This is a genomic window from Burkholderia sp. R-40, assembly GCF_049942845.1.
Taxonomy (GTDB): domain Bacteria; phylum Pseudomonadota; class Gammaproteobacteria; order Burkholderiales; family Burkholderiaceae; genus Burkholderia; species Burkholderia ambifaria.
Window position 1 is genome coordinate 1,525,110 of the sequence record NZ_CP187967.1, and the last position, 19,292, is coordinate 1,544,401.

Annotated in this window: 16 protein-coding genes; 13 read left to right on the forward strand and 3 right to left on the reverse strand. The window is 68.7% G+C overall.

Features of this window, described 5'->3' with window-relative positions:
• Nucleotides 1-41: 41 nt before the first annotated feature.
• Nucleotides 42-1,925: a 3D-(3,5/4)-trihydroxycyclohexane-1,2-dione acylhydrolase (decyclizing) gene (gene iolD, locus ACP26O_RS07125; RefSeq protein ID WP_175663854.1), complete on the reverse strand. Its 1,884-nt coding sequence runs from the start codon at nt 1,923-1,925 to the stop codon at nt 42-44.
• A gap of 46 nt (nt 1,926-1,971) precedes the next feature.
• Complete coding sequence (locus tag ACP26O_RS07130) at nt 1,972-3,927, reverse strand: bifunctional 5-dehydro-2-deoxygluconokinase/5-dehydro-2-deoxyphosphogluconate aldolase (RefSeq protein ID WP_175663853.1); 1,956 nt, start codon at nt 3,925-3,927, stop codon at nt 1,972-1,974.
• A 317-nt stretch (nt 3,928-4,244) separates the two neighbouring features.
• Between ACP26O_RS07130 and ACP26O_RS07135 the strand changes: the two genes are divergently transcribed.
• The 8 genes from ACP26O_RS07135 to ACP26O_RS07170 all read left to right on the forward strand — a co-directional run bounded on the left by ACP26O_RS07135 (nt 4,245) and on the right by ACP26O_RS07170 (nt 13,272).
• Entirely contained in the window at nt 4,245-5,171 is a 927-nt protein-coding gene (locus tag ACP26O_RS07135) for a sugar ABC transporter substrate-binding protein (RefSeq protein ID WP_175663852.1), read from the forward strand.
• 68 nt (nt 5,172-5,239) lie between these two features.
• Complete coding sequence (locus ACP26O_RS07140; protein WP_175663851.1) at nt 5,240-6,814, forward strand: sugar ABC transporter ATP-binding protein; 1,575 nt, start codon at nt 5,240-5,242, stop codon at nt 6,812-6,814.
• A gap of 26 nt (nt 6,815-6,840) precedes the next feature.
• On the forward strand, nt 6,841-7,866 hold the full coding sequence (locus ACP26O_RS07145; protein ID WP_006753148.1) for an ABC transporter permease: 1,026 nt from the start codon (nt 6,841-6,843) through the stop codon (nt 7,864-7,866).
• Between the two features lie 37 nt (nt 7,867-7,903).
• Nucleotides 7,904-8,818, forward strand: coding sequence for a sugar phosphate isomerase/epimerase family protein (locus tag ACP26O_RS07150; protein ID WP_175663850.1), 915 nt, complete (start codon nt 7,904-7,906; stop codon nt 8,816-8,818).
• 63 nt (nt 8,819-8,881) lie between these two features.
• Nucleotides 8,882-9,895, forward strand: a complete 1,014-nt coding sequence (locus ACP26O_RS07155; protein ID WP_175663849.1) for a Gfo/Idh/MocA family oxidoreductase — start codon at nt 8,882-8,884, stop codon at nt 9,893-9,895.
• Between the two features lie 58 nt (nt 9,896-9,953).
• On the forward strand, nt 9,954-10,880 hold the full coding sequence (locus ACP26O_RS07160) for a TIM barrel protein (protein ID WP_126227584.1): 927 nt from the start codon (nt 9,954-9,956) through the stop codon (nt 10,878-10,880).
• Between the two features lie 63 nt (nt 10,881-10,943).
• On the forward strand, nt 10,944-12,116 hold the full coding sequence (locus tag ACP26O_RS07165; RefSeq protein WP_175663848.1) for a Gfo/Idh/MocA family protein: 1,173 nt from the start codon (nt 10,944-10,946) through the stop codon (nt 12,114-12,116).
• A 271-nt stretch (nt 12,117-12,387) separates the two neighbouring features.
• Nucleotides 12,388-13,272, forward strand: coding sequence for a MurR/RpiR family transcriptional regulator (locus ACP26O_RS07170; RefSeq protein ID WP_165751277.1), 885 nt, complete (start codon nt 12,388-12,390; stop codon nt 13,270-13,272).
• Nucleotides 13,273-13,326: 54 nt separating this feature from the next.
• Here ACP26O_RS07170 and ACP26O_RS07175 read toward each other — a convergent pair whose 3' ends face one another.
• Nucleotides 13,327-14,847: a CoA-acylating methylmalonate-semialdehyde dehydrogenase gene (locus ACP26O_RS07175; protein WP_175663847.1), complete on the reverse strand. Its 1,521-nt coding sequence runs from the start codon at nt 14,845-14,847 to the stop codon at nt 13,327-13,329.
• A 108-nt stretch (nt 14,848-14,955) separates the two neighbouring features.
• Between ACP26O_RS07175 and ACP26O_RS07180 the strand changes: the two genes are divergently transcribed.
• The 5 genes from ACP26O_RS07180 (at nt 14,956) to ACP26O_RS07200 (ending at nt 19,290) form a co-directional block, all read left to right on the forward strand.
• Nucleotides 14,956-15,891, forward strand: coding sequence for a LysR family transcriptional regulator (locus tag ACP26O_RS07180; protein ID WP_006759565.1), 936 nt, complete (start codon nt 14,956-14,958; stop codon nt 15,889-15,891).
• Between the two features lie 131 nt (nt 15,892-16,022).
• Nucleotides 16,023-16,250, forward strand: a complete 228-nt coding sequence (locus ACP26O_RS07185; protein WP_006753156.1) for a sulfurtransferase TusA family protein — start codon at nt 16,023-16,025, stop codon at nt 16,248-16,250.
• 225 nt (nt 16,251-16,475) lie between these two features.
• Entirely contained in the window at nt 16,476-16,880 is a 405-nt protein-coding gene (locus ACP26O_RS07190) for a peptidase (protein WP_175663846.1), read from the forward strand.
• A 347-nt stretch (nt 16,881-17,227) separates the two neighbouring features.
• Nucleotides 17,228-17,932, forward strand: a complete 705-nt coding sequence (locus ACP26O_RS07195; RefSeq protein ID WP_006756066.1) for a response regulator transcription factor — start codon at nt 17,228-17,230, stop codon at nt 17,930-17,932.
• The gene (locus ACP26O_RS07200; protein ID WP_175663845.1) at nt 17,929-19,290 is read left to right on the forward strand and encodes a FecR family protein; all 1,362 of its coding nucleotides are present in this window, start codon (nt 17,929-17,931) and stop codon (nt 19,288-19,290) included. The genes ACP26O_RS07195 and ACP26O_RS07200 overlap by 4 nt, the downstream gene beginning before the upstream one ends.
• The last annotated feature ends 2 nt before the right edge of the window (nt 19,291-19,292 follow it).

Here is a 19,292-nt window from a genome sequence, read left to right on the forward strand (position 1 = left end):
TTGTTGTTTTCGCGGGGCGGCCCATGGAAAGGAAAAACGGTTCAGCGCCGCTGCCGGGTTTTCTCGTCGAGATACGTCTGGTGCGCGCGTTCGACGCCGGCGCGCGCGGACACCTGCGGCACCGCGACTTCCCACCACGCGCCGCCGTCCGCGGTCGTGCGCTCGTGCGTCGTGTCGATCACGAGCACCTGGCTCGTCGTGGCCGCGCGCGCCCGCTTCATCTCGCTGCGCAGCTCGCCGACGTCGCGCACGTGCACGGCTTCGGCGCCCATCGCGCGCGCATGCATCGCGAAGTCGATCGTCGAGCGCTCGCCGCCTTCCGGCACGCAGTCGTCGAGCATGTTGTTGAAGCTCGCGCCGCCGCAATTCAGTTGCAGCCGCTCGATGCAGCCGTAGCCGCGGTTGTCGAGGATCACGACGATGATCTTGCGGCCGAGCATCACGGAGGTCGCGAGTTCCGCGTTGAGCATCATGTACGAGCCGTCGCCGACGATCACGATCACTTCGCGCTCGGGCCGCGCGAGCTTCGCGCCGAGGCCGCCCGCGATCTCGTAGCCCATGCACGAGTACGCATAGTCCATGTGGTAGTTGCCCGGCACGCCGCTGCGCCACAGCTTGTGCAGCTCGGCCGGCAGCGTGCCGGCCGCGCACACGACGAGATCGTCGCGCGCGCTGTCGCGCCCGGCGTCGGCCGCGGAGTCGCGCACCGCGCCGATCACTTCCGCGTCGTACGGCAGCGTGTCGTTCGGCACGCGCGTGGTCAGCTCGGTCACGCGCGCGTTCCACGCGGCGGCCTGGTCGCGGTTCGCGGCGGTCCATCCCGCATCCGCGCGCCAGCCCGCGAGCGCGGCGGACAACTGGCCGAGGCCGGTGCGCGCATCGGCGATCAGTTGCCGGCCGCGCTTCTTGCCCGCGTCGAACGGCTGCACGTTCAGGCTCAGCAGCGTGGCATGGCCGAACAGCGCGTGCGAGCCGGTCGTGAAGTCCTGCAGGCGCGTGCCGACCGCGAACACCACGTCGGCCTGCGCGGCCGCGCGGTTCGCGGCGGGCGAGCCCGTCACGCCGATCGAACCGAGGTTCAGCGGATGGTCCCACGCGAGGCTGCCCTTGCCGGCCTGCGATTCGGCGACCGGCACGCCATGCGTGTCGGCGAACGTGCGCAGCGCGTCCCACGCCTGGCTGTACAGCACGCCGCCGCCGGCGACGATCAGCGGCTTCTTCGCGGCCTTCAGCACGTCGAGCGCATCCGCGAGTTCGAGCGCGTCGGCCGGCGGCCGGCGCATCCGGATCACCGGCGGCGCGAAGAAGTCCTCGGGCCAGTCGTACGCGAAGGTCTGCACGTCCTGCGGCAGCGCGAGACACACGGGGCCGCACTGCGCGGGATCGGTCATCACCTGGATCGCGCGCGGCAGCGCGACGAGCAGCTGCTCGGGCGACGTGATCCGGTCGAAGTAGCGCGTCACCGGCCGGAAGCAGTCGTTCGCGCTGACGTCGCCCTGTTCGAAATCCTCGACCTGCTGCAGCACCGGGTCGGGCAGCCGCGACACGAACACGTCGCCGGGCAGCAGCAACAGCGGCAGCCGCCCGACGTGCGCGAGCGCGGCGGAGGTCAGCATGTTGGTCGCGCCGGGGCCGATGCTCGACGTCGCGGCCATCATCCGCTGGCGGAAATTCGCCTTCGCGAACGCGACGGCCGCATTCGCCATGCCTTGCTCGTTGTGCGCACGGAACGTCGGCAGCCGCTCCCGTTCGGCGTGGAGCGCCTCGCCGAGCCCGGCGACGTTGCCGTGGCCGAAGATCGCGAACACGCCGCCGCAGTACGGCAGGATCTCGGTGCGGCCGTCCGGCTGGACGACTTCGGCGCGCAGGGCGGCCAGGTAGCGCACGAGCGCCTGGCTGACGGTCAGTCTCACGGTGGTGGTCATCGTCTGTCGATAGGAAAGAGTCGGGTGGTCGTCACAGGCGCCGGCATCAGGCCGCGGCGGCGCGCGCGGCGGCACGGCGGCCGAGCCACGCGTCGACCAGCTGCGTGAAATTGCCGGCCACTTCGTCGATCAGCGCCTGGTCGTCGCTCTGGCCGGCGAGCCAGCGCAGCGACGCATCGGCCCACAGCGTGCGGCCGACCATGAAGCCCTTGACGATCGGGTTGGTCGCCGAGCGGAAGCTGTCGACCAGATACTGCAGCGGCTGGTTCAGCCCGAGGATCACCGCGCCGCGGCAGTGATGGTCGCGCTCGGCCACGAGCGTCTCGAGCCGCGCCCAGCCGTCGGCGCTCAGCGGCGGGAGCTTCCACCACTCGGGCATCACGCCGAGGTTGTAGAAGCGCGCGACCGTGCGCAGCACCGCGTCGTCCTCGGTGCCGGCCGGCGTGACCGCGCGCGGCGGAATCATTTCAAGCAGCAGCTCGTTGCCGCTGGCGCGCGTGGCTTCCCACAATTCCAGCACGCGCTGCTCCTGCTCGACGCGCAGGTCGACGTCGTCGTCGGGGTGGTAGTGGACGAGGCACTTCACGACCTGTTCGGTCGGCCAGTGCGTGAGCGACGAGCCGACCGAGCGCGTGTCGTCGAAACGCAGCGGCCGCGAGCCGGGCAGCTCGACCGGGCGGCCGACCCACCAGCCGCGGCCGGTCGCCTGCGCGAGCGCGTCGCGGCCGTATGCGCCGCCGTCGATCAGCACGCCGACGTGGCCTTCGAGATGACGATCGCGCTCGACCTGTTCGACCGCGCGCACGAGCAGGCGCTTGAGCGTCTTGATCTGAGCTTCGTCCGCGCCGGCCTGCACCGCGAGTTCGTAGAACTGGCTGCGATGGTCGAACGCCATCACGCACAGCTCGTCCCATTCGCGGCGCGGCACCGTCACGCGATGCAGATGCGCGAGCGTGCGATCGGCGTCGACCTGCGGGTGGCGGCCGCCGCCGAACCAGTGAGCGAGCTCGGCCGGCGTCGGCATCGCGGCCGAGCACGCGTGGCGCGACACGACGATCGCGCCGCACGCATTCGCGATGCGCGTCGCTTCGGCCCAGTCGCGCCCGCGCAGCAGGCCCGACAGCAGGCCCGACAGGAACGCGTCGCCCGCGCCGAGCACGTTCAGGACTTCGACGCGTTCGCCGTGGAAGGTCGGTGCATCGTCGATGCGGGCGGGGACGTCGCCCTCGATCACGCAGCAGCCGAGCGCGCCGCGCTTGACCACCAGCACCGCGCCGCTCGCGCGGCGCACGGCCTGAAGCGACGCGATCAGGTCGTGCGGCACGCCGCCCGCGATCAGGAATTCCTCCTCGGTGCCGACCAGCAGGTCGAATTCGCCGAGCACCTGCTGCAGCTGCCGCGTGACCTGCGCATCCGGCACGTAGCGGTTCTCGCCCGCGCCGCGCGCGGTCAGCCCCCACAGCACCGGCCGGTAGTCGATGTCGAGGACGCGCACGACGCCGTGGCGGCGCGCGTAGCCGAGCGCGGTCAGCGACGCTTCGCGGGTGGCCGGCGTCGACAGATGGGTGCCGGTGATCGCGAGCGCGCGGCAGCCGGCGATGAAGTCCTCGCGGATCTCGTCGGCGCGCACGGCCATGTCCGCGCAGTTCTCGCGCACGAACAGCAGCGGGAACGTGTCGCGGTCCTTCAGCCCGAGCAGCACGAGCGCGGTCTGGCGTTCCGGATCGGTCTGCAGCTGGCTCGTATCGCACCCTTCGCGCTCGAGCGTCTCGCGCACGAAGCGGCCCATCTGTTCGTCGCCGACGCGCGAGATCATCGCGGTCTTCAGCCCGAGCCGGGCGACGCCGAACGCGACGTTGCCCGACGAGCCGCCGAGATACATCTGGAAGCTGCGCGCGTCCTCCAGGCGGCTGCCGTACTGCTGCGCGTAAAGATCCACGGCGACGCGGCCGAGGCAAGCGAGATCGATGGGGCGGTCAGTCGGAAAGTTCAACGGGCTCATATCAGGTATCACGCTCGCGGCCGGCGTTCGACCTGGCCGGCGGATTGAGGGGACCGATCCCGCGACGGTTCTGACGGTTCCGCGTCACGTATGCCGCACGGCACGAGAACGCCTGCCGCAAGGAATCGGGCTACGGAACGGAGTCTAGACTTTTTGGAAATCCAGTTCCCTAGGTGAAATCACGTAGAAATAAATTTCCAAATTTTCGAGGAAGTGATCTACAGTTTCATCCGGATGCTTCGGTCCGTATCGGACTCGACGCCGACGGCGCGCAACGCGCCGCTTTCCGCCCCCGGAGATGAGGAGACAGAGTGATCATGAAGACCAAGCTGATGGCCGCCGCGGCCGCCGCGATCCTGACCATGCCGCTCGCGCACGCCGAGAAGATCGGCGTGACGATGGCATCGTTCGACGACACGTTCCTGACGATCCTGCGCAACAGCATCGGCGACGCGGCGAAGAAGGACGGCGCGACCGTGCAGATCGAGGATGGCGGCAACGACGTCGGCAAGCAGTTGAGCCAGGTCCAGAACATGATCGCGCAGAAGGTCGACGCGATCATCGTGAATGCGGTCGACACCGACGCGACGCCGAAGATCACGAAGATGGTGAGCGCCGCGAAGATTCCGCTCGTCTACGTGAACCGCAAGCCGGTCGACTTCGACAAGCTGCCGGCCGGCGTCGCGGTGGTCGCGTCCGACGAGAAGCAGTCGGGCACGCTGCAGGCGCGCCAGGTGTGCAAGCTGCTCGGCGGCAAGGGCGACATCCTCGTGCTGATGGGCGAGCTGTCCAACGAGTCGGCACGCGCGCGCACCAAGGACATCGAGGAGGTGATCGCGACCAAGGACTGTTCCGGCATGAAGATCGTCGACAAGCGCGAAGGCAAGTGGAGCCGCACGCAGGGCCAGGACATCACGATGAACTGGCTGAGCTCCGGCACGAAGTTCGACGCGATCGTGTCGAACAACGACGAAATGGCGATCGGCGCGATCAACGCGCTGAAGGCCGCGCGCAAGCTGACGCCGAAGACGGTCGTCGCGGGCATCGACGCGACGCCGGACGGGCTCGCGGCGATGAAGAGCGGCGAGCTGAAGGTGTCCGTGTACCAGAACGCGGCCGGGCAGGGCGCGCAGGCCGTCGCGACCGCGCTGAAGCTGGCGAAGAAGCAGCCGGTCGACCGCTACGTGAACGTGCCGTTCGAGCTCGTCACGCCGGAGAACATGAACCAGTACGCGAAGCACTGACCGGTTTTTCCGCTGAACTGCGCGGGCCCGGCGCGTCCGGGTTCGCGTGCGACTTTCGAGGAACGTCCATGTTTACAGCCAGGATGGCGCGCCCGATGGCCAACGAAAGCGCGCCGGCCGCGTCGTTCGCCGCGCCGGGTTCGTCCGGTGCGCCCGTCGCCGATTGCCTGCTCGAGGTGCGCGGCGTCGGCAAGTCGTTTCCCGGCGTCGTCGCGCTCGACGGCGTGCAGTTCCGCGTGCGCCGCGGCACCGTGCATGCGCTGATGGGCGAGAACGGCGCCGGCAAGTCGACGCTGATGAAGATCATCGCCGGCGTCTACACGCCCGACCAGGGCGAGATCCTGATCAACGGCGAGCCCGTCGTGCTGAGCGGCCCGCTCGACGCGCTCGATCGCGGAATCGCGATGATTCACCAGGAACTCAACCTGATGCCGTACATGACGGTCGCGGAGAACATCTGGATCCGCCGCGAACCGAAGAACCGCTTCGGCCTGATCGATCACGCCGCGCTGCGCCGCCGCACCGCCGCGCTGTTCGAGCGGCTGTCGATCGACATCGACCCGGAAGCCGACGTGCGCACGCTGACGGTTGCGAGCCGCCAGATGGTCGAGATCGCGAAGGCCGTGTCGTTCGACTCCGACGTGCTGATCATGGACGAGCCGACGTCCGCGCTGACCGACAAGGAGGTCTCGCACCTGTTCCGGATCATTCGCCAGCTGCGCGAGCAGGGCAAGGGCATCGTCTACATCACGCACAAGATGAACGAGCTGTTCGAGATCGCCGACGAGTTCTCGGTGTTCCGCGACGGCAAGTACATCGGCACGCACGCGTCGACCGACGTCACGCGCGACGACATCATCCGGATGATGGTCGGCCGCGAGATCACGCAGATGTTCCCGAAGGAGGACGTGCCGATCGGCGAGGTCGTGCTGGCCGTGAAGAACCTCGGCGTCGAGGGCGTGTTCCGCGACGTCAGCTTCGAACTGCGCGCGGGCGAGATCCTCGGCGTCGCGGGCCTGGTCGGCTCGGGGCGCTCGAACGTCGCGGAGGCGCTGTTCGGCGTCGTGCCGGCCACCGCCGGCGAGATCCGGATCGACGGCAAGCCGGTGCGCATCGCGACGCCCGCGCAGGCGATGAAGCACGGGATGGCGTTTCTCACCGAGGACCGCAAGGACACCGGCTGCTTCCTGAATCTCGACCTGCTCGCGAACATGGAAGCGGCCGTGCTCAGCAACCGCTACGTGAAGTTCAATTTCGTGCGGCAGGCGCAGTTGAAACGCGACTGCGAGGCAATGAGCCGGATGCTGCGCGTGAAGACGCCCGGGCTGCACGAGGAAATCCAGAACCTGTCGGGCGGCAACCAGCAGAAGGTGCTGATCGGCCGCTGGCTGCTCACGCAGCCGCGCATCCTGATCCTCGACGAACCGACGCGCGGGATCGACGTCGGCGCGAAGGCCGAGATCCATCGCCTCGTCAGCGCGCTCGCCGGCAAGGGCGTCGCGGTATTGATGATCTCGTCGGAGATGCCGGAGGTGCTCGGCATGAGCGACCGCGTGATGGTGATGCACGAAGGCCGGATGACCGGCATCGTCGAACGCAAGGACGCCGACCAGGTTCGCATCATGGACCTGGCCTCGCGCTGAGCCGAAACAAGATTGGAGACAAAGCAATGGGCAACCTGAACCCGGTCGCGGACGCGCAGTCCCTGACGATCAAGACGCGGCACGCGAAGTGGCCGCCCGAACTGAGCATCTTCCTGGTGCTGGTGGGCATCAGCCTGTTCTTCGAGGTGATCGGCTGGCTCGTCGTCGGCCAGAGCTTCCTGTTCAACGCGGAGCGGCTCGAGATCATCGTGCTGCAGATGGCCGTGATCGGCATCATCGCGGTCGGCGTGAACCTCGTGATCATCACCAGCGGGATCGACCTGTCGTCGGGCTCGGTCGTCGCCGCGGCGGCCGTGGTATCGGCCAGCCTCGCGCAGGTGTCCGATTTTCCGCGCGCGGTGTTCCCGCACCTGACCGACCTGCCGGTCATCTGGCCGGTGCTGGCCGGCGTGTGCGTCGGGCTGCTGGTCGGCCTGCTGAACGGCTCGCTGATCGCGCTGACGGGCATCCCGCCGTTCATCGCGACGCTCGGCACGATGGTCGCCGCGCGCGGCTTCGCGAAGTGGTTCACCAACGGGATGCCGGTGTCGATGCTGACCGACCCGTTCGCGGCGATCGGCGCGGGCGCGAACCCGGTGATCATCTTTCTCGTGGTGGCCGCGATCTTCCACGTCGTGCTGCGTTACACGCGCTTCGGTAAGTACACGTATGCGATCGGCGCGAACCGGCACGCGGCCGTCGTGTCCGGCATCAACGTGACGCGCCACCTGGTGTTCGTCTATGCGATCGCGGGCCTGTTGAGCGGGATCGCCGGCACCGTGACCGCCGCGCGTGCGATCTCCGGCCAGTCGGGCATGGGCGTGATGTACGAGCTCGACGCGATCGCGGCCGTCGTGATCGGCGGTACGTCGCTGTCGGGCGGCCTCGGGCGCGTGACGGGCACCGTGATCGGCGTGCTGATTCTCGGCGTGATGACGTCGGGCTTCACGTTCATCCGGATCGACGCGTACTACCAGGAGATGGTCAAGGGCGCGATCATCGTCGCGGCCGTGATCGCCGATCAGTACCGCAACAAGAAGTCGCGCCGCTGAGCGGCCGAGACCGATACCCACGTCGCCAGGAAAGAAGATGAAGATCGCTCTGGATCCCTACATGATTCGCCACCTGCCGCTCGACCGGTTGCCGCATGCGGTCGCCGAGCTCGGCTACGACCAGATCGAGCTGTCGCCGCGCAGCGATTTTCTCGACTGGTGGGTGATGCCGCGCGCGACGCGCGCGCGCATGACCGCGTTCCGGCACGCGTTGCGCGCAAGCGGCGTGGGGCTCGCGTCGCTGCAGCCGATGTACCGCTGGGCCAGCCCGTTCGAGGACGAGCGGCAATGGGCGGTGCGCTGCTGGAAGAAGGCGATCGAGGTCGCCATCGAGATGGAATGCGCGCTGATGGTGTCCGAGTTCGGGCGCGGCGCGTCGCCGGAGCGCTCGGTCGGCGAGCGGCCGGGCGCGAACCCGAAAGAGCTGTGCGAAGCCGCATGGTTCCGTTCGATGGACGAGCTGCTGCCGATCCTCGAGCGCGAACGCATCGTGCTGTCGGTCGAGCCGCATCCGGAGGACTGGATCGAGCAGCTGCAGCCGGCAATCGACATCGTCACGAACCTCGGCTCGCCGTCGCTGAAGCTGTCGTACATCGCGCCGCACACGTTCTACTACGGCGACGACATGGCCGCGATGATCGCGCAGGCCGCGCCGATCCTCGCGCACGTGCGCGTGGCCGACACCTTCGACCACCGCAAGAGCAGCCAGCTGCGCTACATCGTGAACCCGCCCGGCTCGAACCAGATCCGCGTGCACCAGCATCTCGACATCGGGCAGGGCGAGATCGACTGGGACACGTTTTTCCGCGCGCTCGGCGACGCCGGCTTCGACGGCGTGATGTCGTCGTGCGTGTTCGCGTGGGAGGACCGCGCGGAAGCGTCGTCACGCTACATGCGCGACACGATCCAGCGCTACGTCGAGCGCCATTTCGATCGCGCGGCGGCGCGCTGACTCACGACTGACCGGCGCGGCACCGGCCGCGCCATTGCTGAACGACAGACTGGAGATATCCGGATGACCTTGCAAATCGGCGTGATCGGCTGCGGCGCGATCGGCCAGGACCATATCCGCAGGCTGACGCGCACGCTGTCCGGCGCGCGCGTGGTGGCCGTCAACGACATCGATCCGCAGCAGGCGCGCGATGCGGTGACGAAGTATGGGCTCGATGCGGAAATCTACGGCGACGGCCACGAGGTGGTCGCGGCCGCCGACGTGCAGGCCGTGCTCGTCACGTCGTGGGGGCCGACGCACGAAGCGTTCGTGCTCGACGCGATCGCGCACGGCAAGCCGGTGTTCTGCGAGAAGCCGCTCGCGGTGACCGCGCAAGGCTGCATGCGGATCGTCGAGGCCGAGGTCGCGCACGGCCGCCGGCTCGTGCAGGTCGGCTTCATGCGGCCGTACGACGAAGGTTATCGCGCGCTGAAGCACGTGATCGACCGCGGCGAAATCGGCGCGCCGCTGATGCTGCATTGCGCGCACCGCAACCAGTCGGTCGGCGAGCGCTACACGACCGACATGGCGATCACCGACACGCTGATCCACGAGCTGGACGTGCTGCGCTGGCTGCTCGGCGAGGACTACACGAGCGCGCAGGTCGTCTACCCGAAGAAGACGCGCCACGCGAGCGCGCATCTCGCCGATCCGCAGATCGTGCTGCTCGAAACCGCGAGCGGCGTGCGCATCGACGTCGAGATCTTCGTCAACTGCCAGTACGGCTACGACATCCAGTGCGAGGTCGTGGGCGAGAACGGCATCGCGAAGCTGCCCGATCCGCCGGCGGTCGGCCTCAAGCACGCGGCGCGGCAATCGGTCGAGATCATGACCGACTGGAAGGAGCGCTTCATCGCGTCGTACGACGTCGAGCTGCAGGCATTCATCGACGGCGTGCGGCAAGGTGCGCTGACCGGCCCGTCCGCGTGGGACGGCTACGCGGCGGCGGTCGCGGCCGACGCGTGCGTGCGCGCACAGCAGAGCGGGGCGGTCGAGCCGATCGCGATGGCCGAACGCCCGGCGTTCTATCGCGGCTGAGCCACGGCCGCGCCACCCGCACGCGGCACCGCGCCGCTTTTCTACCGGACTGACCGACATGACGATGAAGATTGGCTGCGCGCCCTGCTGCTGGGGCGTCGACGACGTGAACAACCCGCACCTGCCGTCGTGGCGGCACGTGCTCGCCGAGGCCGCGCAGGCCGGCTACTCGGGCATCGAGCTCGGGCCCTACGGCTATATCCCGCTCGAACTCGACGTGGTGAGCGCGGAGCTCGAACGGCAGCGACTGAGCATCACCGCCGGCACGATCTTCGACGATCTGGTGTCGCCGGAGAACCTGCCGAACCTGCTGCGCCAGACACGCGAGATCTGCGCGCTGATCACGCGACTGCCGAAGCTGCCGACGCAGCACGGCCAGCGCTACGCGGCGCCGTACCTGGTCGTGATGGACTGGGGGCACGAGGAGCGCGACTACGCGGCCGGCCATACGGCGCGCGCGCCGCGCCTGGGCGCCGAGCGCTGGGCGCGGATGGTCGACCACATCCGCCGGATCGCGACGATCGCGCGCGACGAATTCGGCGTGCGCGCGGTGATCCATCCGCATGCGGGCGGCTACATCGAGTTCGCGGACGAGATCGACCGGATCGTCGCCGATATCGCGGCCGACACGGCCGGCCTGTGTCTCGACACCGGCCACCTGTACTACTCGGGGATGGATCCCGAGACCTGGCTGCGCCGCCATGCGGCCCGGCTCGACTACGTGCATTTCAAGGATATCGACGCGGCCGTCTACGACGCGGTGATGGGCGAGCACATCGCGTTCTTCGCGGCCTGCGCGCGCGGCGTGATGTGCCCGATCGGCAACGGCGTGCTCGACTACCGCGCGATCCGTCGCGCGCTCGACGATATCGGCTATGCCGGCTACATCACGATCGAACAGGAGCGCGATCCGCGCAACGCCGGCACGAGCCTGCGCGACGTCGCGGCGAGCCGCGCGTTTCTCGCGTCGGCCGGATTCGCATGAACGATCGACCGCCTGAACCTTTGAACATCTGAACACCTGAACACGGACAGGAACACGACAATCATGATCGACGGACAGATTCTGCTCGGACATTCGATTCCCTGGGGCATGGTCGGCGGCGGCCTCGGCAGCCAGATCGGCTACAGCCACCGGTCGGCCGCGTTGCGCGACGGCAGCTTCCGGCTGGTCGCCGGCGCGTTCGATATCGATGCCGAGCGCGGCCGGCAGTTCGGCGTGAAGCTCGGCGTCGACGCCGCGCGCTGCTATCCCGACTACCGGACGATGTTCGATGCCGAGGCACGCCGCGCCGACGGCATCCGCGCGGTGTCGATCGCGACGCCGAACAACACGCACTTCGAGATCTGCCGCGCGGCGCTCAACGCAGGGCTGCACGTGGTCTGCGAGAAGCCGCTGTGCTTCACGACCGCGGAGGCCGAGGCGCTGCAGCGGCTGTCGATCGAGAAGAACCGCATCGTCGGCGTCGCGTACGGCTATTCGGGCCACCAGATGATCGAGCAGGCGCGCGAGATGATCGCGCGCGGCGATCTCGGCGAGATCCGCATCGTGCAGATGCAGTTCGCGCACGGCTTTCACAGCGAGGGCGTCGAGGCCGCCAGCGCGGCCGCGCGCTGGCGCGTCGATCCGAAGTTCGCGGGCCCGAGCTACGTGCTCGGCGACATCGGCACGCACCCGCTGTACATCTCGGAGGTGATGGCGCCCGAGCTGAAGATCCGCCGGCTGATGTGCTCGCGGCAGAGCTTCGTGAAGAGCCGCGCGCCGCTCGAGGACAACGCGTTCACGATCATGGAATACGACACGGGCGCGATCGGCTACGTCTGGTCGAGCGCGGTGAACGCGGGCTCGATGCACGGGCAGAAGGTGCGCGTGATTGGCTCGAAGGCGAGCGTCGAATGGTGGGACGAGCATCCGAACCAGTTGCGCTACGAAATCCAGGGGCAGCCCGCGCAGGTGCTCGATCGCGGGATGGGCTATCTGCATCCGCACGCATTGCGCGAGGATCGCATCGGCGCCGGGCATCCGGAAGGGCTGTTCGAAGCGTGGTCGAACCTGTATGCGCGTTTCGCGCTCGCGATGGATGCGGCCGATCGCGGCGACACGCAAGCATTGAAGAACATCCGCTTTCCGGACGTTCACGCAGGCGTCGAAGGCGTGCGTTGGGTCGAGAACTGCGTGCGCTCCGCCGATGCGGGCGGCGCGTGGGTCGACTATCGTTGAGTCATGGCGGCCGATGCGTGACGTCGGTAGCCGCCCTGATCTTTACGGCGCGGCGAGCGCATTGGAAAATGGGCTCCGGTACGGTCCCGATACGGTTCCAGTATCGCCGTGGAGCGTGTGCAGGTGATGATCGAGCGCGTGGGAGCGAGCATGCGGCACGGGCCGTGCCACAAACGTGATTAAATTCGCCCTTCATGCATGTATTCAGGGGAGTCCCGGGCCGCGCCCGCAAGCCGCGCGCGCATCGGGGCCGTCAACTTCGCGCTATCCGATGAGTTCATCCGAGAAACCTCCCGCCACCGTCGAGGAGTTCCTGCAGCATCTGACGCAGGAGTACGACGGCCTCAGCAATCGCCTGAAGGTGATCGCGCGTCACGTGGAAACGCATCGCGACCAGCTTGGCCTGGAGGGCATCCAGTCGCTCGCGGAGGCCTGCGGCGTCCAGCCGTCGGCCGTCGTGCGGTTCGCGAAGCATTTCGGCTTCTCCGGCTTCTCCGAGATGCAGCGGCTGTTCCGCGAGGGCCTGGCCCAGCAGATCGCGCCGGGCCGCGCGTACAACCTGCGGTTGCGCGACGTGATCGAAGCGGGCTCGTCGAGCCTGCAGCCCGAGCAGATCGCCGACGAATTCATCAAGGGCAGCATCGCCGGGATGCAGCAACTGCGGCAGACGCTCGATCCGCAGGCGCTCGCGCAGGCCGTCGACCTGCTCGCCGACACGCAGGCGATCTGGATCGCCGGCTCGCGCCGCGCGTTTCCGATCGCCGTGTATCTCGACTATGCGCTGCAGCACACCGACAAGCGCATCGGCCTGTTCAGCGCGCTCGGCAGCATGCATCTCGGCCAGATCCGCTCGGTGCGCGAGGGCGACGTGATGATCGTGATCTCGTTCATGCCGTATGCGGAAGAAACCGTTCAGGTCGCGCAGCAGGCCGTGCAGCGCGGCGCGCGCCTGATCGCGATCACCGACAGCCGGATGAGCCCGCTCGCGCGGGAGGCCGAGGTGACGCTGATGGTGCAGGACAGCGCAACGTTCGGGTTCCGCGCGCTGACCGCGACGATGGGCCTTGCGCAGAGCCTGTTCGTCGCGCTCGCGTACCGCCTGGAACTGTCGTACCTGCCGACCGCCGACGGCGCGCACGGCACGAAGGCCGGCTGACCATGTGCTCGCGCGGCGCCCCCCGGATTGCCCGGCGGGCGCCGCGCGGGCCGCTTACTTCGCGGTCGGCATCGCGAACTCGGCGCCCTTGCCGATGCTCGACGACCAGCGCTGCATCACCGACTTCTGGCGCGTGTAGAAACGCACGCCTTCCTCGCCGTATGCATGCATGTCGCCGAACAGGCTCTTCTTCCAGCCGCCGAAGCCGTGCCATGCCATCGGCACCGGAATCGGCACGTTGATGCCGACCATGCCGACCTGGATGCGCCGCGCGAATTCGCGTGCGATGCCGCCGTCGCTCGTGTAGCACGCGACGCCGTTGCCGAACTCGTGCGCGTTGATCAGGTCGACCGCTTCGCCGAAGTCCTTCACGCGCACGCAGCCGAGCACCGGCCCGAAGATCTCTTCCTTATAAATGCGCATGTCGGGCGTCACGTGATCGAACAGCGTGCCGCCGGTGAAGAAGCCTTCCTCGCGGCCCGGCACGCGCAGCCCGCGCCCGTCGACCACCAGTTGCGCGCCTTCGCTGACGCCTTGCTCGATATAGCCTTCGATGCGCTTGAGCGCTTCGCCGGTGACGATCGGGCCCATCTCGACTTCCGGCGACATCCCGTCGCCGATCACCAGCTTGCGCGCGCGCTCGGCGACCGCCGGCACGATCCGGTCGGCCACGTCGCCGACCAGCACCGCGATGCTGATCGCCATGCAGCGTTCGCCGGCCGAGCCGTACGCGGCGCCGATCAGCGCATCGACCGCTTGCTCGATGTTCGCGTCGGGCATCACGACGAGGTGGTTCTTCGCACCGCCGAGCGCCTGCACGCGCTTGCCCGACTGCACCGCGCGCTGCTGCACGTAAGCCGCGATCGGCGTCGAGCCGACGAAGCTGACGGCCTGCACGTCCGGATGGTCGAGCAGCGCGTCGACCGCGCCCTTGTCGCCCTGCACGACATTGAACACGCCGGCGGGGAGGCCGGCCTGCGTGAGCAGGTCGGCGATGAACAACGCCGCCGACGGGTCGCGCTCGCTCGGCTTCAGCACGAACGTGTTGCCCGTCGCGAGCGCGACCGGGAACATCCAGCACGGCACCATGCACGGGAAGTTGAACGGCGTGATGCCCGCGACGACGCCGAGCGGCTGGCGCATCGTCCAGTTGTCGATGCCGGTGCTGACCTGGTCGGTGAAGTCGCCCTTCAGCAACTGCGGCACGCCGCACGCGAATTCGATGATGTCGATGCCGCGCGCGACTTCGCCCTGTGCGTCGGAGAACACCTTGCCGTGCTCGGCCGTGATGATCGCCGCGAGGGTGTCGCGGTGCTCGTTCATCAGTTGCAGGAAGCGGTGCAGCACGCGTGCGCGGCGGATCGGCGGCGTCTCGGCCCAGGCCGGGAACGCGGCATGGGCCGACGCGACGGCGCGCTGCACTTCGTCGCCGTCGGCGAGCGCGACGCGGCGCACCGCGCGGCCCAGCGCCGGGTTGAGGACGTCCTGGAAGCGGCCGCTGCGGCCGGCAACGGGCGCGCCGTCGAGGTAGTGGCCGACGTCGGCGTCGGACGTGTACGCGGGAACCGGGTTCATCGTGTCTCCTGGGGATGGGGGCGAATGGAGCCTAGTCTAGGCAAAGCGGCGGGGCGGGAGAAGGCCGCGCAGCTTGATTCACTGTTCAGAATTCTGAATAATCGATGGATGAATCAGCAAAATGTCCAGGCGCTCTGGCCGCATATCCATTCGCTGACGGTGCTCGCCGCGGCTGGCAGTTTCACGGCCGCCGCGCAGCGGCTCGGCATCAGCAAGGCCGCGATGAGCCAGCGCATCGCCGATCTCGAGAAGGCGGCCGGCGTGCCGCTCGTGCGGCGCACCACCCGCAGCGTGCGGCTCACCGACGCGGGGCAGACGCTGGTCGACAGCACGCGCGACGCGTTCGAGTCGATCGGCCAGCATTTCGCGCGCGTGAAGGATCTGGCCGGCGAACCGCGCGGGCTGCTGCGCGTGACGGCGCCCGTCGCGCTCGGGCGCCAGCAGGTGGTGCCGCACCTGCCCGATTTCCTGCGGCAGCATCCGGGCGTGCACATCGAGCTCGACCTGTCCGACCGGCTGCATTCGCTGACGCAGGAGGGCTTCGATCTCGCGATCCGCCATACGACGACCGCGCCGCAGACCCACGTCGCGTGGAAGCTGTGTGACACGCGTTCGCTGCTGGTCGCGAGCCGCGACTACCTCGATGCGCGCGGCGCGCCGCGCCACCCGAGCGAGCTCGTCGATCACAGCTGCCTGTGCTACCTGCGCGACAACGAACCGGCCGCCTGGAGCTTCGAGCCCGACGGCCGGCGCCGCCAGCGCGTGAGCGTGCCGGTGCGCGGCAGCTTCGCGGCCAACAACAGCGAGGCGATGCGCGAGGCCGCGCTCGGCGGGCTCGGCATTGCGCTGCTGCCGGATTTCAGCGCGCAGCGCGATCTCGACGCAGGCCGGCTCGTCGCGCTGCTCGACGGCTGGCGGCCGTCGGGCGCGTTCGGCGACCATATCTTCGCGATCCGGCCGTACAGCCCGGTCGTGCCGAGCGCGGTGCGCGCGCTCGTGCGGCACCTGCGCGAGCGGCTCGCCGGCGGTTTTTCGGGCGCCTGAGCGGCGCGCGCGGCCGGGCCTGCGTGCCCCATGGCCGTGCCTGGGCGGCGCGGGCAGGCCCGGCCGCGCTGCGGTAAAATCGCCGCTTCCTCCCGCGCCCGTGTGGCGCGTTATTCGAAGGTCGACAGCCGATGCAGATTCACAAGGAAGTGGACGCCCGCGGGCTTAATTGCCCGTTGCCGATCCTGCGCGCCAAGAAAGCGCTCGCCGATATGGAGAGCGGGCAGATCCTCAAGGTGCTCGCGACCGATCCGGGCTCGCAGCGCGATTTCGCCGCGTTCGCGAAGCAGACGGGCAACGAGATCGTCGAAGTGACGACCCAGGACAAGACCTTCGTATTCCTGATGCGCCGCCGCTGACGGCCGCATCACGCGCCTCTCGCGGCACCCGGCCGGGCAGCGCCCGTGGCGGGCCGGCCGCGCCTTCGCTGCCTCTGACAATTCTTAAACCTCGTCGCACGACCGGCTGCGTATACTGACCCGGCCGGTCGTCCGTCTCGGATGGATGCGCCGGCCACGGTACGTCATACGAGGCGGGCACGGGGGCCATGCCTGACGCTACCGTCGTACAAACGGGGAGAGGACATGTCCTTCAGACAAGGGACCATTCGAAGTCCGTCCGCGGCGGAACGCATCGCGCCCGCACGCGCGGCGGGGTCGAGCCGGATCGAGCTCGACCCGCAACAGGATCGCCACGCGCGTGCCGCGCTGGAGGCCTATGCCGATTCGGCGGCGGCCGAGATGCCGTGGCTGGCCGAATCGCTCGACGAACGGCTGCGCGACGCCGCGCATGGCGACGGCGCGGGCCTCACGTATTGCGGCGCGACGGTCGAACGCGTGTTCGATCTCGCGCACGCGTGGGCGGCGAGCCAGCCCGACTATGCGGCGCCGGCGTGGGAGCGCGTGCGCGGCCAGCTGGAGCGGATGCTGCGGCAGCCGATGCTGCGGCAGCCGACGCTGCGGCAGCCGACGCTGCGGCAGCCGGAGTAGCCGTCGCTCGCGCGGCGGCGGCGTGTGCCGGCCGACGATTTTGCCGAGCCGACGGCCGGCCTTGCGGGCGCCAACCAGGGCGCGTAATCGCGCGATGGGCAGGATTATTCGAATAAAGGACCGTAGTCCGCGCAATTTCTTGGCGAATTTCATACTACTATGATGAAATCGCCGGTTCGTCCGTGCCCCGTTTTTGAGATATTTGGCCGGGGCGCCGTGTCACGCAGGGTGCGCGAGCGGCAAACGGCGGCTCGCCGGCCGGCGTCGGAAGCCGTGCCCGTGTGCGGCGCGGCGGAGTGAGCGCGGGGAGCTGAACTGGACGAATCGATTTCGATTTGCGGGGTGCTATGAGAATTGCTGTACTGGATGACGATCCGGCTCAGACGGATTTCGTCAGTCAAACGCTGACGGCCGCCGGCCACACGTGCTATGCGTTCAAGGAAGGCAAGGCTCTGAAGAAGCGTCTGCAGCGCGAGACGTTCGATCTGCTCGTGCTCGACTGGAACGTGCCCGACATGTCCGGCGAGGAAGTGCTGAAGTGGGTCCGTGCGAACCAGTCCGAGCACAGCCTGCCGATCATCTTCATGACGAGCCGCGACGACGAGGCGGGGATCACGCAGATCCTCAACGCCGGCGCCGACGATTACGTGGTCAAGCCCGTGTCGGGCCCGATCCTGCGCGCGCGCATCGGCTCGCTGCTGCGCCGCGCGTATCCGGTCAATCCGGAGGCGACCGTTCGCGAGTTCGACCAGTTCCGCTTCGACGTGAACCTGAAGCAGGCCTACGTCGGCGACAAGGCCGTGAGCCTCACGCAGAAGGAGTTCGAGCTCGCGCTGCTGCTGTTCCAGCATCTCGACCGGCCGCTGTCGCGCGCGCACATTCTCGATCTCGTGTGGAAGCAGGCGACCGACATTCCGTCGCGCACGATGGACACGCACATCTCGATGCTGCGCACGAAGCTCGGCCTGCGGCCGGAAAACGGCTATCGCCTCGCGCCGATCTACGGCTACGGCTACCGGCTCGAGCGCGTCGGCCAGGGAGAACCGGAGTGATCGCGCGCATCACGCAGCGCACGCCGGGCCTGCGCACGGCGGCACTGCGCGCGGCGTGCGTGGTCGCGCTGGCATGCGCGGCACAGCAGGCCGCCGCGCGGCCGCCGGCTGCCGCGGGCAAGATGGTCGTCTACCGCACGCAAGCCGGCGACACGCTGTACGACGTCGCCGCGCGCTACCTTCAGGGCCCGGACGACTGGCAGGTGCTGCAGCAGATCAACGGCGTGCCGGCCCCGAAGCACCTGCAGCCCGGCATCGCGCTGAAGCTGCCGGTCGCGCGGCTGCGCAAGGAAAAGCTGACCGCGCGCGTCGTCGCGGTGCAGGGTGCAGCCGAACGCAGGTCCGGCGACGCGTACGCGCCGCTCGCCGACGATGCGACGCTCAACGAGGGTGACCGCGTGCGCACCGGCGCGAACGGTTTCGTGACGATCGAGCTCACCGACGGCACGCACATGAGCCTGCCGCCCGACAGCCAGCTCGACCTGAAGACGCTGCGCCGCACCGTGCTGACCGGCACGCTCGATCGCGAGTTCGAGCTCACGCGCGGCTCGGTCGACAGCGAAGTCACGCATCTGAAGAAGCGCGACGACCGCTTCCAGATCCGCTCGCCGTCGGTCGTGGCCGGCGTGCGCGGCACGCGCTTTCGCGTGAACTACGACGCGGCCGGCAACGCGGCGACGCGCGTCGAAGTGCTCGACGGCACCGTCGGCGTCGCCGGCAAGCGGCAACCGGCCGACCCGACGCTCGTGCATGCGAGCTTCGGCAGCGTCGCGACGTCGTCCGGCGCGATCGGCGCGCCCGTCCAGCTGCTGCCCGCACCGGCGCTCACGCATCCGGACAAGGTGCAGGACGAGCCCGACGTCGCGTTCGACATCGCGCCGCTCGCCGCCGCGCACGCATACCACCTGCAGCTCGCGCACGACGCGGGCATGCTCGACCTGTTCCGCGAAACCCGCACCGATACGCCGAGCGCGGTGTTTCGCGACGTGCCGAACGGCACGTATTTCGTGCGGGTCGCCGCGATCGACACCAACGGCCTCGAAGGCATGCCGCGCACCTATGCGTTCGAGCGCCGCCAGATGGGGCTCGACGCGAGCGCGTCGCCCGGCGCCGGCGGCTACGAGTTCCGCTGGTCGCCGAACGGCTCGGGCAAGGATGCGCGCTACCGGTTCGTGCTGTCGCGCTCGAAGGACCTGAGCGCGCCGGTCGTCGACCAGGTCGGCCTGCACGCGCGCAAGATCACCGTCGCGCACCTGCCGCCCGGCGACTACTACTGGGCCGTGACGGTCGAGGAGTTCGAAGGCGGCAAGTTCTACCAGAAGACGAGTCCGGTCAGCGCGTTCACGTTGTCGCGCTGATC

Bases quoted from the DNA above. Each gene is read 5' to 3' on its own strand.
- iolD (WP_175663854.1), bottom strand. From the start codon at position 1,925: ATGACCACCACCGTGAGACTGACCGTCAGCCAGGCGCTCGTGCGCTAC.
- ACP26O_RS07130 (WP_175663853.1), bottom strand. From the start codon at position 3,927: ATGAGCCCGTTGAACTTTCCGACTGACCGCCCCATCGATCTCGCTTGC.
- ACP26O_RS07135 (WP_175663852.1), top strand. From the start codon at position 4,245: ATGAAGACCAAGCTGATGGCCGCCGCGGCCGCCGCGATCCTGACCATG.
- ACP26O_RS07140 (WP_175663851.1), top strand. From the start codon at position 5,240: ATGTTTACAGCCAGGATGGCGCGCCCGATGGCCAACGAAAGCGCGCCG.
- ACP26O_RS07145 (WP_006753148.1), top strand. From the start codon at position 6,841: ATGGGCAACCTGAACCCGGTCGCGGACGCGCAGTCCCTGACGATCAAG.
- ACP26O_RS07150 (WP_175663850.1), top strand. From the start codon at position 7,904: ATGAAGATCGCTCTGGATCCCTACATGATTCGCCACCTGCCGCTCGAC.
- ACP26O_RS07155 (WP_175663849.1), top strand. From the start codon at position 8,882: ATGACCTTGCAAATCGGCGTGATCGGCTGCGGCGCGATCGGCCAGGAC.
- ACP26O_RS07160 (WP_126227584.1), top strand. From the start codon at position 9,954: ATGACGATGAAGATTGGCTGCGCGCCCTGCTGCTGGGGCGTCGACGAC.
- ACP26O_RS07165 (WP_175663848.1), top strand. From the start codon at position 10,944: ATGATCGACGGACAGATTCTGCTCGGACATTCGATTCCCTGGGGCATG.
- ACP26O_RS07170 (WP_165751277.1), top strand. From the start codon at position 12,388: ATGAGTTCATCCGAGAAACCTCCCGCCACCGTCGAGGAGTTCCTGCAG.
- ACP26O_RS07175 (WP_175663847.1), bottom strand. From the start codon at position 14,847: ATGAACCCGGTTCCCGCGTACACGTCCGACGCCGACGTCGGCCACTAC.
- ACP26O_RS07180 (WP_006759565.1), top strand. From the start codon at position 14,956: ATGAATCAGCAAAATGTCCAGGCGCTCTGGCCGCATATCCATTCGCTG.
- ACP26O_RS07185 (WP_006753156.1), top strand. From the start codon at position 16,023: ATGCAGATTCACAAGGAAGTGGACGCCCGCGGGCTTAATTGCCCGTTG.
- ACP26O_RS07190 (WP_175663846.1), top strand. From the start codon at position 16,476: ATGTCCTTCAGACAAGGGACCATTCGAAGTCCGTCCGCGGCGGAACGC.
- ACP26O_RS07195 (WP_006756066.1), top strand. From the start codon at position 17,228: ATGAGAATTGCTGTACTGGATGACGATCCGGCTCAGACGGATTTCGTC.